Annotated in this window: 12 protein-coding genes; 7 read left to right on the top strand and 5 right to left on the bottom strand. The window is 68.5% G+C overall.

All coding sequences use genetic code 11. From position 1 onward, the window contains the following. Window positions 1-106: 106 nt before the first annotated feature. A complete protein-coding gene (locus B0F77_RS22610) occupies window positions 107-2,248 on the bottom strand; it encodes a DEAD/DEAH box helicase (RefSeq protein WP_143466857.1) in 2,142 nt (713 codons plus the stop codon). Between the two features lie 84 nt (window positions 2,249-2,332). Here B0F77_RS22610 and B0F77_RS47250 point away from each other — a divergent pair, with 84 nt between their 5' ends. Continuing rightward, the gene (locus tag B0F77_RS47250; RefSeq protein WP_143466858.1) at window positions 2,333-2,791 is read left to right on the top strand and encodes an SMI1/KNR4 family protein; all 459 of its coding nucleotides are present in this window, start codon (window positions 2,333-2,335) and stop codon (window positions 2,789-2,791) included. A gap of 47 nt (window positions 2,792-2,838) precedes the next feature. On the opposite strand, the gene B0F77_RS22620 is transcribed toward B0F77_RS47250, so the two are convergent. Then, on the bottom strand, window positions 2,839-4,362 hold the full coding sequence (locus B0F77_RS22620) for a non-reducing end alpha-L-arabinofuranosidase family hydrolase (protein WP_143466859.1): 1,524 nt from the start codon (window positions 4,360-4,362) through the stop codon (window positions 2,839-2,841). Window positions 4,363-4,673: 311 nt separating this feature from the next. Between B0F77_RS22620 and B0F77_RS22625 the strand changes: the two genes are divergently transcribed. Both B0F77_RS22625 and B0F77_RS22630 read left to right on the top strand, forming a co-directional pair. Beyond that, complete coding sequence (locus B0F77_RS22625; protein WP_086664999.1) at window positions 4,674-5,102, top strand: nuclear transport factor 2 family protein; 429 nt, start codon at window positions 4,674-4,676, stop codon at window positions 5,100-5,102. Next, window positions 5,099-5,662 carry a TetR/AcrR family transcriptional regulator gene (locus tag B0F77_RS22630; RefSeq protein ID WP_245848548.1) on the top strand — a complete coding sequence of 188 codons (564 nt, stop codon included), beginning with the start codon at window positions 5,099-5,101 and terminating at the stop codon, window positions 5,660-5,662. Before B0F77_RS22625 ends, B0F77_RS22630 begins: the two co-directional genes overlap by 4 nt. An 11-nt stretch (window positions 5,663-5,673) precedes the next feature. Here B0F77_RS22630 and B0F77_RS22635 read toward each other — a convergent pair whose 3' ends face one another. Then, a complete protein-coding gene (locus tag B0F77_RS22635; RefSeq protein WP_086664957.1) occupies window positions 5,674-5,937 on the bottom strand; it encodes a ubiquitin carboxyl-terminal hydrolase 14 in 264 nt (87 codons plus the stop codon). A gap of 56 nt (window positions 5,938-5,993) precedes the next feature. Here B0F77_RS22635 and B0F77_RS22640 point away from each other — a divergent pair, with 56 nt between their 5' ends. The 4 genes from B0F77_RS22640 to B0F77_RS48035 all read left to right on the top strand — a co-directional run bounded on the left by B0F77_RS22640 (window position 5,994) and on the right by B0F77_RS48035 (window position 11,994). Then, a complete protein-coding gene (locus B0F77_RS22640; protein WP_086664958.1) occupies window positions 5,994-7,661 on the top strand; it encodes an NAD(P)/FAD-dependent oxidoreductase in 1,668 nt (555 codons plus the stop codon). Further along, window positions 7,661-9,076 (top strand): ATP-binding protein, encoded by a 1,416-nt coding sequence (locus B0F77_RS22645; RefSeq protein ID WP_086664959.1) that lies wholly within the window; start codon window positions 7,661-7,663, stop codon window positions 9,074-9,076. The genes B0F77_RS22640 and B0F77_RS22645 overlap by 1 nt, the downstream gene beginning before the upstream one ends. 169 nt (window positions 9,077-9,245) lie before the next feature. After that, on the top strand, window positions 9,246-10,583 hold the full coding sequence (locus B0F77_RS22650; RefSeq protein WP_086664960.1) for a glycoside hydrolase family 43 protein: 1,338 nt from the start codon (window positions 9,246-9,248) through the stop codon (window positions 10,581-10,583). A 46-nt stretch (window positions 10,584-10,629) separates the two neighbouring features. Next, window positions 10,630-11,994 carry an RICIN domain-containing protein gene (locus B0F77_RS48035; RefSeq protein ID WP_158102793.1) on the top strand — a complete coding sequence of 455 codons (1,365 nt, stop codon included), beginning with the start codon at window positions 10,630-10,632 and terminating at the stop codon, window positions 11,992-11,994. Here B0F77_RS48035 and B0F77_RS22660 read toward each other — a convergent pair. Together B0F77_RS22660 and B0F77_RS22665 are read right to left on the bottom strand one after the other, a co-directional pair. Further along, a complete protein-coding gene (locus B0F77_RS22660) occupies window positions 11,980-12,339 on the bottom strand; it encodes an L-rhamnose mutarotase (protein WP_086665000.1) in 360 nt (119 codons plus the stop codon). The two genes, B0F77_RS48035 and B0F77_RS22660, sit on opposite strands and share 15 nt — an antisense overlap. A 32-nt stretch (window positions 12,340-12,371) precedes the next feature. After that, complete coding sequence (locus B0F77_RS22665; protein WP_086664961.1) at window positions 12,372-13,553, bottom strand: mandelate racemase/muconate lactonizing enzyme family protein; 1,182 nt, start codon at window positions 13,551-13,553, stop codon at window positions 12,372-12,374. Window position 13,554 lies beyond the last annotated feature (1 nt).

A 13,554-nucleotide genomic window follows, 5' to 3' on the forward strand; every position in this document is an offset into this window, starting at 1 on the left:
CGTAACTACAACCAACTTACAGGTGCAGCTCGTGAGAGCGCGACCACCGGGGTCGCCTGTGCCCGCTGTCGCGGAAGTCCGTCCCTCCGGACCCGACAAAGCACTACTAGAGCCCAAGGCGCTGCTGTTCGGCCTGCACCACTCGCTGCTCCACCGACACCGCTGAATCCAGCGCGCTCGCGTGTGAGTGCTTCGTATCGCTTTCGCGCGCGTAGTGGTCGAACAGCAGGGTCTTGTGGTCGCGGATCTCCTGCACGCGCGCGTCCACACTGTCCTTGACCAGCAACCGGTGCACGTGGACCTTGCGGACCTGGCCCATCCGGTGACAACGGGCGATCGCCTGGTCCTCCGTGCTCGGCTTCCACTGCGGCTCGGCGATGATCACCACGGACGCGGCCTGGATGTTGAGGCCCACGCCGCCCGCCTCGATCTGGGCCAGCAGCACGGCGTGGTCCTCGCACGCGGTGAAGGCGTCCACCAGTTGTTGGCGGCCCTGCGCTGAGGTCGCGCCGGTCAGGGGGCCGAAGACCTCGACGTGTTCCGCGACCGCGTCCAGCACGTCGTGGAAGTACGAGAACACCACGACCTTCCAGCCGTTGTCCCGCGACTCCTCGATGATCTCCAGCAGCCGCTCCAGCTTCGCCGAACCGCGGGGTGTGCCGGGCGTGTAGGCGGCGCGGCGCATGGCCATCAGGTTGCCCTCGCGCACCGCGTCGAGGTACGCGCGGCGGTCCTGCTTGCCGAACTCGACCCAGTCCTCCATCTCCAGCAGTTCCGGCAACTCCCCCAGCACGTCCTCCTGGTTGCGCCGCAGGTACACCGGTGCGACGACGCGGCGGAAGGCCTTCGCTCCCACCACGGCGTCGATGGTGCCCGTGCGGGCCGCGACGCCCGGCTGGAGATAGGCGACCAGGTTGCGGAACTCCTCGACGCGGTTCTCCATCGGCGTTCCGGTGAGGAGCACCGCCCGCTCCGCGCGCTGCACGATCGTGTTGACCGCCTGCGAGCGTTGCGTGTCCGGGTTCTTCACGTAATGCGCCTCGTCGACCACGACCAGCGCCGGGCGGAACCTCTTCGGCAGCACCAGTTTCGGCAACGTGCCGAACGTCGTCACGCCGACACCGCCCTGCGCCAGCCACTGGCCGACCGCACCGTCGCGGCCCGCGCCGTGCATCCGGTGCGGCACGAGGTCGCTGTGCCTCGCGATCTCGTTGACCCAGTTGACGACGACGCTCGCCGGGCACACCACCAGGAACCCGCGCCGCCCGCCGGCGGCGAGGCTCGCCATCACCGCGATGGCCTCGATCGTCTTGCCCAGGCCCATCTCGTCGCCGATGATGACGCGTTTGCGGGCCAGCGCGAACTTGGCCCCGAACACCTGGTAGCCACGCAGCGACACCTTCAGCAGGCTGGTGTCCAGTGTGGTCGCGTCGACCTCGTGCTCGATGTCGGCAGGGACGAAACCCTTGGCGGCACTGCGATCCGGTATCGCGTCCGCACCGGCGAGGTCGGCGAGGAGCGTGTTGTAGGCGGCCGCGTCGAGCTCGTAGTCGCGCCACAGCGCGCGGTGATCCAGGTCCGGCACGCGCAGCTGCTTGCCCACCGCGCGCAACGCCGCCACGTCGCGACTGGCCAGCAGGGCCTCGAGCCGGCCGAGCGAGTCGATGGCGGCCTGGCGTTTCTTCCGCAACGAGAAGAACATCCACACCCGGCTGCGGGCCCGGGACGCGGCGCGCACGTCGGCGTCGACCCTGCCCAGCACGTCGCCGAGCGGCTCGCGCAGCGGACCGACGAGGTGGTTCGCCCTGCGCAGCTTGGACATCAGCTGCAGCAACTCGGTCTGGGCGCGGTCAGCGCGGTCGGGGTTCAGCCGGACGGTCGTGTCACGCGCGACGCCGTCGACGACGGCACGGGCGACCCGCACGATCTGCTCGGCGGACTGCCTGCCGACTCCTGGCACGCCGTCGAGCTGTTCCGGACGCGCGGTGGCGACGTCGGCGACGGTCCGGTAGCCGGCTGCCTTCAGCTTGCTCAGCCGCAGGTTCGCCTTCGTGTCGCGGAGCTTGTCCACCGGCATGGCGCGAAGCTGGTCGGCCACCAGCGAGTCGCGGACCGCCTGGTACTTGCCGGCGGCGAGCGCGAGCAGCCGATCCGGTTCCGCGCGCACCCCCGCCGCCTCGTCGCGGAACGCCTTCGCGGCGGCCAGCAGCGCGCGAGCACGCCTACCGATCTTCGGCGAGTCGTCCACCCGTGTCCCTTCGTCAGGCGGTCCGAGCGTACCGAAGCCAGACCTGTCGTTTCCGCGACCCGCGCCGGGATAGGCTGGCGCGCCATGTGGCCTGGGGTGTCGATGTCCGGAACCGGTGGCGTAGTCACAGCGGCTGATGTCGCGGTGTTCGCGGAGCAGCACGGGGTGCCGCTGCCGGACGCGTTGGCCGAGCTCTACCTGCGGTCGGGAGTCGGCACGTTCGGCGGCTTCCTGCACTTCGAGGCGCCGCAGCACATGTGCACGCATCGGGAGCTCATCGAGGACCTGATCGACGAGGACGACGAGGACGACCTGGCACCGACCGCCGACGTCATCGTGTTCGCCCGCAGCGACAACAGGGACATGTGCGGCTGGCACGCCGCCGATCTCGCCGCCGGTGCGGACCGGGTCGTCCGGCTCGACGGCTTCGACGAGGAACCGCTCGCCGACTCGACTCGCCAGTTCCTCGACAGCCTGCCCGCCACCGACTACTTCGGTTTCGGTGTCCTGCCGCCGACCTACCAGCGCCACAACTGGCTGTAGCGGGGCGTGCGCTTCACGAACCAGCGCACGCCCCGCACGTCATCCGCTCAGCGTTGCAGCGTCAGCAGTCCTGGCCGATACGGCAGCAGACCGTAGTCACCACCGGAGTTGGGGTCGCGGCCCTGGTAGAGGAGCTGGAGGTTGCAGGGGTCGATGGTCTTGGTCTGGTCGGGGTTGCTGCGGATCAGGTCGCCGTGGCTGATGTCGTTGGTCCAGGTGGCGCCGCTGTTGGCCTTGCCGGCGAACGGGTTGCTCTCGGTGGCGGCCTGCGGAGTCCACGAACCGTTCAGGCTGCTGGACGTGAACGAGCGGAAGAAGCGCCCGTTGCGGCCCATCGCCTCGACGATCATGAGGTACTGGTTCTGGCCCTGGACCTTGTAGACCTCGACGGCTTCGAACAGGTTGGCCTGCGTGTCGCTCATGATGGTCGTGTACGACGAGCCGAAGTTGCCGGGGAAGTTCCCGATCGGCATGCTGGCGCGGTAGATCTTGCCGTTGTCACCGGCGAAGAACAGGTACATGTTCTGGCTGTCGCCGATCAGCGTCTGGTCGATGGGGCCCGTGCCGGAGCCGGGAATGCTGCCGGTGAAGAGCGTCTGCTGTGCCGACCAGCCGTTCGCGTTGGTCGGGTCGCTCGACGTCCGGTAGCTGAAGGCGGTCCCGCCCCACTGGTAGGTGAGCACCCAGATGTTCTTCGGCGCGAAGTAGAACAGCGTGGGCGCGACGGTGCCGGAGTTCATCCCGTTCTGCGGGGCGGAGGCCATCTCGGACCAGTTCGTGAACGTCCCGAAGTTCATCGAACCCCACCGCGTGCCCGTGTCGTGCGTCGTCGCGTAGACCAGGTGCTTGCCGTTGTACATGACGTGGGTGAAGTCCTTGAGCGAGACCCATCCCTGCTTCGGGTTGGCCAGCGAGCCGGTCGACGACCAGCGGTACGTCGACGGCAGCGAGCACGTGCCCGGCGGGTTGCTCGTCGTGGTGGTCGGACCCGTTCCGCCGCCGACGCGGACGAGCTGCCACTGCTGGTTCGTGCCGCCCCAGTCGCTGTACTGGACGACGTTGCCGCCGTCGGCGGTGGAGGCGCCCTGGACCTCGACCGCCTTGTTGCTGTTGCGGTTGATCAGGCGCACGTGGCCACCGTCGGAGTCGGCGAGACGGAACTGCTGGTTGGTGCCGTTGCCGTCGGACCACTGGACGATGTTGCCGCCGTCCGCGGTGGAGAAGTTGTAGACGTCGAGAACCTTGCTCGACAGCCGTGACTTCAGCCGGTAGTAGCCGCCGCCGGAATCGACGAACTGCCACTGCTGCTGGTTGCCGTCGTTGCGCGCCCACTGGGTGATCCGCGCGCCGTCGTTCGTGGCGGAGTTGTAGACGTCCAAGGCCTTGCCGCTGTTGCGGTTCACGAGCACGTACCAGGCGCTGGTGTCGACGGTCGCCGCCGACACCGGGGCCGCGCTGAACGCCGCGACCATCCCGCCGAGCAGCACGACGACCGCGGCGGCGAGGCCCGCCGCGCGACGCCTACGGCCTCGTGGGACCGAGGTGGGCGGATGATGGTCTGAACCGAACATGGGCGTGCTCCTCTTCGTCGAGCGCACTTCTGAACGACAGCGAATACGTCAACGCCAGCAATACGGACATAAAGACCGCCTGCATTCAGACTGTGAAGGATGGTCTCCATGTCGTCAAGACGCGGCAAATGTTTCGCATCACGCATTGTCGAATGCTAAAACGGCGTCGAATTATTTAGCCCCACATCACGAACTCGCGTGCGTCGAAATACTTCGCCCTTCGACGGCGTGGTCGAACGCGACGAGGGGGCAGCGGCGCCCGGCCCCTGGCGCAACTTCTTACTTACCTGTAAGTTAGCAGCATGGTGATCATGGCTGAGGTGGCTGCCACCGACATCGACGCGGTCGAGGAGTTCTGCGGCCGGTGGGCGAAGGCCTGGAACGAGCACGATGCCGACGCGGTGGCGGCAATGTGCGCGGAGGACCTCGTCTACGACGAACCGGCGCTGCGCGCGACCGCGTACGGCCCGGACTCGATCCGCGATTTCGTCGCGGGGATGGGCCGGACTTTTCCGGACTACGCGTTCACGCGCGTCGGCTGCTACGCCGACGTGACCCGGCGTGCGGTGGTGGTGGCGTGGCATTTCGTCGGCACTCACAGCGATACCGGCCAGCGCGTCGAGTTCCACGGTGACGATCGACTCGAACTGGGCGAGGACGGATTGATCAACGCCTACCGATGCCTCTACGACAACAAGTTCGTGGAGCGCCAGATCTGTGGCAAGGCCGTCAAGGGGTGAGCGGGAACGCGCCCGTGCGCATGCCCGCCGCGGCCCGCCGGGCGGTGATCATCGAAGCGGCCATCGCCGAGTTCGCCGCCAACGGCCTGGCGGGCGGGCGCCTGGAGGTCATCGCCGGGCAGGCCGGCATCTCGCACCCGCGCATCGTGCAGATCTTCGGCTCCAAGAAGCAGCTGTTCCTCGACGTCGTCGACGTCACGTTCGACAAGATCGAGGCCGCGTTCGAACGCGCGGAACCGACCCTGGCCGCGCTGGGTGACGCTTACCGGAAGCTCCTGCGACGTGAGCACACCCTCGGCCTCGTGATGCTGCAGGGTTTCGCGGCGGCGGCCGACGCGGACGTGCGAGAGGCGGTACGACGACGGCATTTGCAGCTCATGAGTTCGATCGCCCGGCTGACGGGCGCGGACGGCTTGCAGGTGCGCACGTTCTTCGCCACGGGCCTGATCCAGACCATCTCCACCGCGCTCGAACTGTCCGAACACCGCGCCGACACGGCCTGGAGCGCCTGGATTCTCCAGCTCGTCGATCCGTCGCCCGAGAACCCGGGGAACGAGTAGAGCTCGAAGGCCTACACGATCGCGTCGTCCACGAAGCACCAGCGCCAGTTCTCCCCCGGCTCGAACGACCGCATGATCGGGTGCCCCTCGTCGGCGAAGTGCTTCGAGGCGTGCTTCGCGGGCGACGAGTCGCAGCAGCCGACCTTGCCGCAAGCGAGGCACAGGCGCAGGTGCACCCACCTGCCTCCGACGGCCAGACAGTCCTCACACCCCTGCGGCGTGGAGGGTGCGGGTTCGGGACCCAGCTCGGCGACGTGTGCGCAGGTAGTGGTCACGGCCCGACGGTACCTCGATTGCTGCCATCGACAAGTTCTGGTGTTTGACTGGGCGCATGACGACTGCCGGTCGCGTCGCGCGGCCTTCGATTCTCACGGTGGACGACGATCCGGCCGTGTCTCGGGCGGTGGCGCGCGACCTGCGCCGGATGTACGGCGAGCACTACCGCGTGGTGCGGGCGGAGTCCGGGCCCCAGGCGCTCGAGGCACTGCACGAGATCAAGCTGCGCGGCGAGGAGGTCGCGGCGCTGCTCGCCGACTACCGGATGCCGCAGATGAGCGGCATCGAGTTCCTCGAACAGGCCATGGACGTGTTCCCCCAGGCGCGCCGGGTGCTGCTCACGGCGTACGCGGACACCGACGCCGCGATCCAGGCGATCAACGTCGTGGACCTCGACCACTACCTGCTCAAGCCGTGGGATCCGCCGGAACAGAACCTCTATCCGGTGCTCGACGAGCAGCTGCGCGCGTGGGCGGTGAGCGACCGGCAGCCACCGCAGCGGGTGCGGGTGATCGGCCACCGCTGGTCGCCGCGTTCGTACGAGGTGCGTGACTTCCTGGCACGCAACAACGTTCCGTTCCGCTGGCACGCGCTCGACGAGCCGGAGGCACGCTGCCTGCTCACCGCGGCGCATCAGGACGGAACGACGCTGCCGGTCGTGGTCACGGCTCAGGGCAGGGCCCTGGTCGACCCGTCCGACGCGGAGCTCGCCGCCGAAGTGGGCCTGAGCACCCAGCCGTCAGCCGAGTTCTACGACCTGATCGTCGTGGGCGGCGGGCCCGCGGGGCTCGGTGCCGCGGTGTACGGCGGGTCGGAGGGACTGAGGACCGTCCTGGTCGAACGGATCGCGACGGGTGGCCAGGCCGGCACCAGCAGCCGCATCGAGAACTACCTGGGCTTCCCCGACGGGGTGTCCGGCGGGCAGTTGACCGAACGGGCCCGCCGGCAGGCGGTCAAGTTCGGCGTCGAGCTGCTCACCACTCGCGACGTCGTCGCGCTCGAACGCCGGGGAGCCGCGCGCATCGTGAGGTTCGGCGACGGCACCGAACTGGCCGCCCACACCGTCATCCTCGCCACCGGTGTGTCGTACCGGTTGCTCGACGCGCCCGGACTGGGCGAGCTCACCGGGCGGGGCGTGTACTACGGCGCCTCGACCACCGAAGGCCCGAACTGCGCCGGCCAGGACGTCTACCTGGTCGGCGGCGCGAACTCCGCTGGTCAGGCCGCCGTCTACTTCTCCGGGCACGCGCGCAAGGTGGTGATCCTGGTGAGAGGCGACTCGCTGGAGCAGTCGATGTCGCGGTACCTGATCGACCAGCTCTCCGCGATCCCGAACGTCGAGGTGCGCACGCACACCGAGGTCTGCGGCGGCACCGGTGAAGATCACCTCGAAACGCTGACGTTGCTGCACAACAAGACCGGCGAGACGACATCCGTCGAGGCGAGTTGGTTGTTCGCGTTCATCGGCGCCGCCCCGCGCACCGACTGGCTGGACGGCACGCTGGAACGGGACGAGCACGGCTTCCTCCTCGCCGGGCCCGACCTCGGCGGCTCACCCCCTGGCTGGGACCTCGCGCGGGCGCCGTACCACCTGGAGACGAACGTGCCCGGTGTGTTCGTGGCGGGCGACGTCCGGGCGGACTCGGTCAAGCGGGTCGCGTCCGCGGTCGGTGAGGGCGCCATGGCGGTCACCCTGGTCCACCGTTACCTGGAGAGGTCGTGATGGACAGGCTCACCGCGGCGGAACTGCGCGAGCTCTTCCTGTTCGAGAAGCTCGACCAGGAACAGCTGGACTGGCTGGCCGGACACGGCCACATCGAGACCCGCGAGGCAGGCACGCCCGTGCTCACCGAAGGCGAGCCCGCGACGTGCTTCTTCGTGCTGCTCGAAGGAACAGTCGCCCTCTGCCGCACCATCGGCGGCCAGCGGATCGAGGTGAGCCGCAGCAACCTGCGCGGCTCGTACTTCGGCGCCACCCAGGCCTACCTGGAGCTCGACCAGCCGACCTACCAGATGACCGTCGAGTCGATCACCGCCACGTCGATGCTGCAGTTCGACGCCGACGAGTTCGGGCCGATGATCCGCACGTGGTTCCCGATGGCGATGCACCTGCTGGAGGGCCTGTTCTGGGGCATGCGCAACACCCAGGCGACGGTGGGCCAGCACGAACGGCTCACCGCGCTCGGCGCACTGTCCGCGGGCCTCACCCACGAACTCAACAACCCGGCCGCGGCCGCCGTGCGGGCCACCGCGGCGTTGCGCGAACGGGTCGCGGGAATGCGGCACAAACTCGCTTTGCTGGCACAAGGAGCGATCGACCCGTCCGTGCTGCCGGCCCTGGTCAAGCTGCAGGAGAAGGCGGTCGAACGAGTCGCCAAGGCGCCGAAGCTCAGCCCGCTGGAGGCCAGCGACGCCGAGGACGAGGTCGCAGACTGGCTCGACGACCACGACATCGGCGGCGGCTGGGACGTCGCGCCCGTCCTGGTCGCGGCCGGGCTGGACGTCGAGTGGCTGGAAAGCTCGCTCACGTCGTGCCCGGCGGCCGTCACCGGATCCGCCGTGCACTGGCTCAGGTACACGGTCGAGACCGAGATGCTGATGAACGAGATCGAGGACGCCACCACCCGAGTGTCCACTTTGGTCGGTGCGGCCAAGCAGTACTCGCAGATGGACCGCGCCCCGTTCCAGGTGGTCGACGTGCACGAGCTGCTCGACTCCACCCTGGTCATGTTCGGCGGCAAGCTCGCGGACGTCCAGGTCGTCAAGGAGTACGACCGCACACTCCCCCGCATCTCCGCGTACGCCGGCGAGCTCAACCAGGTGTGGACGAACATGATCGACAACGCCCTGAGCGCGATGAACGGTTCGGGAACGCTGACCGTGCGGACCTTCCGGCAGGACAGGCATCTCGTCGTGGAGATCGGCGACACCGGCCCCGGCATCCCGGCGGAGGTGAAAAGCCGGATCTTCGAACCGTTCTTCACCACCAAGCCGGTCGGCGAGGGCACCGGACTCGGGCTGGAGATCTCGTGGCGGATCGTGGTCAACAAGCACCACGGCGCCATCCGGGTGGAGTCGGTGCCGGGCGACACGCGGTTCCGGGTCCTGCTGCCCCTGGACGCGACAGGATCGAATTGATCGAATCGCCGAGGCTCCAGTTGTTAACGCTAATGTGATCACTGACGACCACTTTCACCAGCTCCGCTGCAGGCCAGTCAAGACATGACCATTGCCAAGAGCCCGGCCCTGGCCACATAGTGTTAGCGCTCACCATCCGGTGCCTCCCACTGTCGCTAGGAGCCGGTTCATGCGTTCGTCCCTGCTGGTCGCCGTCACCACCGCGCTCACGGTCGTGACAGCCGCCGCCGCCACCCAGCCGGTCGCGTCGGCCGCCGGGCCCGTACCGCACTACCTGATGACCGCGTTCACCAACAGCAGCGAGTCGAACATGTACGTCTACGACTCCCCGAACGCGACCAGCTTCACCCAGGTCAGGGCCAACGCCTACACGCCACCGTCCGGTCTCATCCGCGATCCCAGCGTCATCCGGCACACGGACGGCTACTACTACATCGTCTACACGACGAACTGGACTGGCGACACGATCGGTTTCGCCCGCAGCACCGACTACGTGAACTGGACGTTCCTGCGCAACGTCCGGGTCGGCCTCAACGGCGCCACCGGCAGCACGTGGGCACCGGAGTGGTTCAAGGACTCCGACGGCAGCGTGCACGTGATCTTCTCCGCGTCCACGGCCGGGACGGCGGGACAGTTCCGCCCGTACCGGATCACCGCGACGAACGCGGACCTGTCCGCGTGGACGAGCCCGGTCGCGCTCGGCATCCCGGCCAACTACATCGACAGCTTCGTGGTCAAGGACGGCGGGACGTACCACAACTTCCTCAAGAACGAGACCACCAAGTACATCGAGCACGCCACGGCCACGTCGCTGAACGGGCCGTGGACGTTCGTCGGCACCGGCAACTGGGCGGGCTGGGGCTCCGGGCTCGAAGGACCCGCGGTCGTGCGGCTGCCCGACGGGCGGTGGCGGATCTACTTCGACCAGTACGGCCAGAAGCGCTACTTCTACGCCGACGGCGCGAACCTGAACACCTTCGGTGCCAAGACGGAGCTGGCCGGCCTGTCCGGCACCGCCCGGCACTTCACGGTGCTGCGCGAGGATTCCGGTGACGGCATCGCGGTCGCGACGGGCAACCGGTCGCTGCGTTCGGTCAACTACCCCGACCGCTACCTCCGGCATCGCGACAACCTGGCCTACGTCGAGCAGGTGAGCTCCTCCAGCAGCGCGTCCGCCCGTCAGGACGCGACCTTCACCGTCGTGGCAGGCCTCGCGAACGCCGGCTGCTACTCGCTGCGGTCGGTGAACTTCCCCGACCGCTACCTGCGGCACTACGACTTCCGCATCCGGCTGGACACCAACACCGGCGACCCGGTGTTCGCCCGCGACGCCACGTTCTGCGGTCGCGCCGGCCTCGCGGGCGGCGGCAGCACGTCGTTCGAGTCCTACTCCCACCCCGGCCGCTTCCTGCGCCACTACGGCTTCGAGATGCGCGTCGACTGGCGCACGTCCGACGCGGCGTTCGCCAACGACGCCTCGTTCACCGTGACCGCGCCACTGGCCTGAAAACACACTCACGACTGCGCATCGCGCGGAATGGACTGATCAGTCAGTGAAAAGGACGATCCACAGTGGACACAACCGCCGCGGACGAACCCTGCTCGCCCTGTGCACGCTCGTCGGTGCCGCTCTGGTGAGCGGTGCCCAGCCGGCCAGCGCCGCCAACCCGATCATCCCCGACCGCTTCGTCGCGGATCCGTCCGCGCACGTGTTCAACGGGCGGGTGCACCTCTACGTCACCGACGACCAGACGAACAGCGGCACCTACTGGGACTCGAACTCGTGGCGGTCCTACTCGTCGTCGAACCTGGTCGACTGGACCGACCACGGTGACATCTTCTCGATCCGGGGCGGCTTCTCCTGGGCGAGCCAGTACGCCTGGGCTCCCGGTGCGGCGGCCGGGAACGGGCGCTTCTACCTCTACCTGCCGGTGGACCGGACCAAGATCGGTGTCGCCGTCTCGTCGTCACCGCAGGGGCCCTTCACCGACGCCAGGGGCAGCGCCCTGATCGACAAGGCCCGCGACACCAACGTCGGTGCCGAACCGATCGACCCGATGATCTTCACCGACACCGACGGCTCGTCCTACCTGTACTTCGGCACCCGCACGCCGAAGGTGGTGCGACTGGGCGCGGACATGACGTCCACGACCGGGCCCATCGAGGACGTCCGCCTGACCGGCTCGACCCAGTACGGCGAGGCACCGCACCTGCACAAGGTCGGCGGCACCTACTACTTCTCGTACTCGACCGGCTGGCCGGGACAGATCCACTACGCCACCGGCACGTCCCCGCTGGGCCCGTTCACCTACCGCGGCGTGATCCTCGACTACGTCAACGTCAGCACGAACCACCACTCGATCTTCGAGTACCAAGGCCAGTCGTACATCGCCTATCACAAGAACGCCCGCGCGGGCGGCGGTGAGTACAAGCGGTCTGTCGTGATGGACCGCCTCTACTACAACGCCGACGGCACGATCCGCACGGTCACCCAGACATCCGGCGGGGTGGGCCCGTTCGCGACGTTCACCGCGCAGCACAGCGATCTGCGGCTCGACACCTCGGGATCCGCCGTGCAGCAGGCGACCCCGTCGGCCGCCCAGTCCCAGCACTGGCAGCTCCGCACCAGGACGAGCGGTCACGTCGAGGTCGTCAACCGGGCCTCCGGCTCGTGCCTGGACGTGCCCGGCGGTTCCACAGTGGACGGCACGAACGTGGTCCAGTCGCCGTGCGACAACAGCGACAACCAGCAGTGGACCGTCCGGGACGCCGACGCGACGACCGTGTCACTCGTCAACCGCGTCAGCGGCAAGTGCCTCGACGTCCCGTCGTTGAGCAAGGTGAGCGGGACCAAGCTCATCCAGTGGACGTGCAACGGCGGCGCGAACCAGCGCTGGCGCCGCTCAGCGGTCCAGTAGCGGAGGCTGCGGGTCGTTCAGGTGCCACACCTCCCGCATCGGCGCCCACCAGTGACCGGACCCGGCCGGGGCCAGCGACTCCTGGCACGGGTCCGTGAACGTCCACCAGCGCTGCGTCTCGGGATCGGCGGCGATCCGGGTCTGGTCGGCGTCGTGGTCGTCGCCGATGTACTCGTAGTAGCCGAAGAGCAGGTCGCCGTGCAGGAAGATGCTGAAGTTGCGGATGTTCGCGTCGAGCAGCGTTTGCTCGACGGCGGGCCACACATCGGCGTGCAGCCGCAGGTATTCCTCACGTCGTTCCGGCCGTAGGCGGATCACCATGCCGTAGCGCTGGGTGTCGGTCATGTGCTTCTCCTCGGCAGCGTTCGGGCAGGTGGTCACGCGTTGAGCACGGCGTTCTCGGGCTCGCTGCCCGCCTCGATCGCGTGCAGGCGGCGCCCGGCGCGTTCGGGCCGGATGTGCGAACCGCCGGCCAGCGGATCGGGCAGCAGGTGGCTCGACGCGGCGATCGTCTCCTCGTCGATGCGTACACCCAGGCCGGGACTGTCGCCGAGGACGTAGGCGCCGCCCTCGACGCGCAGGTCCACCGAGACGCCCAGCGGTGGCCGCAGATCCTGCAGTTCGCTCACCAGGTGGTTGGGCACTGACGTCGCAGCGTGCAGCAGACCGGCCGGTGTCGTGCCGATGGGGCTGACCGGCAGGTCGTGCGCGTGCGCGAGGGTGGCGACGCGCAGGAAGTGGGTGATGCCCCAGACGGCGGCCGTCTGCACGATGTCCACTGCCCCGGCGGCGATGAGCGCCCGGTGTTGTTCGAGGCCGGTGAGGTTCTCGCCGGTGGCGACCGAGGCGCGGATGCCGCGGCCGACCGCCGCGTGGCCTTCCACGTCCCAGCGCCGGACCGGTTCCTCGATCCAGGTGAGGTCGAGGGTGCGTTCGAGTTCGCTCACGTACCGGACCGCCTGCTTGCGGGTCCAGGTCTCGTTGACGTCGAGCATCAGGCTCGGCCGCGCGCCGCGGCAGGACTTGGCCAGGACGTCGCGGACCAGGCTGAGGCGGTACCGGTCGTGCTCGACGTCGAGACCGCCCTTGATCTTCGCCGCGCGCAGGCCGAGGTCGGCGTAGGCCTGGTACACCGCGACGAACTCCGTGTCGTCCAGCGCGATGTCCAGCGCCGAGGCATAGGCGGGCACGCGGCGGTCGCGGCCGCCGAGCAACCGCCACAACGGTTCTCCCGCGGCCTGGGCCTTGATGTCCCACAACGCGGTGTCGATGGCGCCGATCGTGCCGAACACCGCGCCGGCGTGGCCCGCCTTGAACGTCCGGCGCAGCATCCGGTCGTAGAGCGCCGAGACGGCCCGCGGATCCTCGCCCTCGATCGCGGCGAAGATGCTTTCGACCTCCACGTGCGGGCCGAGCCCGACGCCGCTGATGCCGGAGTCGGTCTCCACGACGACTAGTGGGACCCGGACGAGACCGTCGGCGTAGACACCGTTGGCGTCGCCGACCGGGCGGCCCCAGTTCTGAACCGTGGTGAGGGTCCGCAGACCGGTGATGCGCATG

The sequence above is a fragment of the Lentzea kentuckyensis genome (assembly GCF_002150765.1).
GTDB classification, from domain to species: Bacteria; Actinomycetota; Actinomycetes; order Mycobacteriales; family Pseudonocardiaceae; genus Lentzea; species Lentzea kentuckyensis.

What these genes read in the sequence shown, in the direction of transcription:
- B0F77_RS47250 (WP_143466858.1), top strand. Translation starts at nt 2,333, where the DNA reads ATGTGGCCTGGGGTGTCGATGTCCGGAACCGGTGGCGTAGTCACAGCG.
- B0F77_RS22620 (WP_143466859.1), bottom strand. Translation starts at nt 4,362, where the DNA reads ATGTTCGGTTCAGACCATCATCCGCCCACCTCGGTCCCACGAGGCCGT.
- B0F77_RS22625 (WP_086664999.1), top strand. Translation starts at nt 4,674, where the DNA reads ATGGCTGAGGTGGCTGCCACCGACATCGACGCGGTCGAGGAGTTCTGC.
- B0F77_RS22640 (WP_086664958.1), top strand. Translation starts at nt 5,994, where the DNA reads ATGACGACTGCCGGTCGCGTCGCGCGGCCTTCGATTCTCACGGTGGAC.
- B0F77_RS22645 (WP_086664959.1), top strand. Translation starts at nt 7,661, where the DNA reads ATGGACAGGCTCACCGCGGCGGAACTGCGCGAGCTCTTCCTGTTCGAG.
- B0F77_RS22650 (WP_086664960.1), top strand. Translation starts at nt 9,246, where the DNA reads ATGCGTTCGTCCCTGCTGGTCGCCGTCACCACCGCGCTCACGGTCGTG.
- B0F77_RS22660 (WP_086665000.1), bottom strand. Translation starts at nt 12,339, where the DNA reads ATGACCGACACCCAGCGCTACGGCATGGTGATCCGCCTACGGCCGGAA.
- B0F77_RS22665 (WP_086664961.1), bottom strand. Translation starts at nt 13,553, where the DNA reads ATGCGCATCACCGGTCTGCGGACCCTCACCACGGTTCAGAACTGGGGC.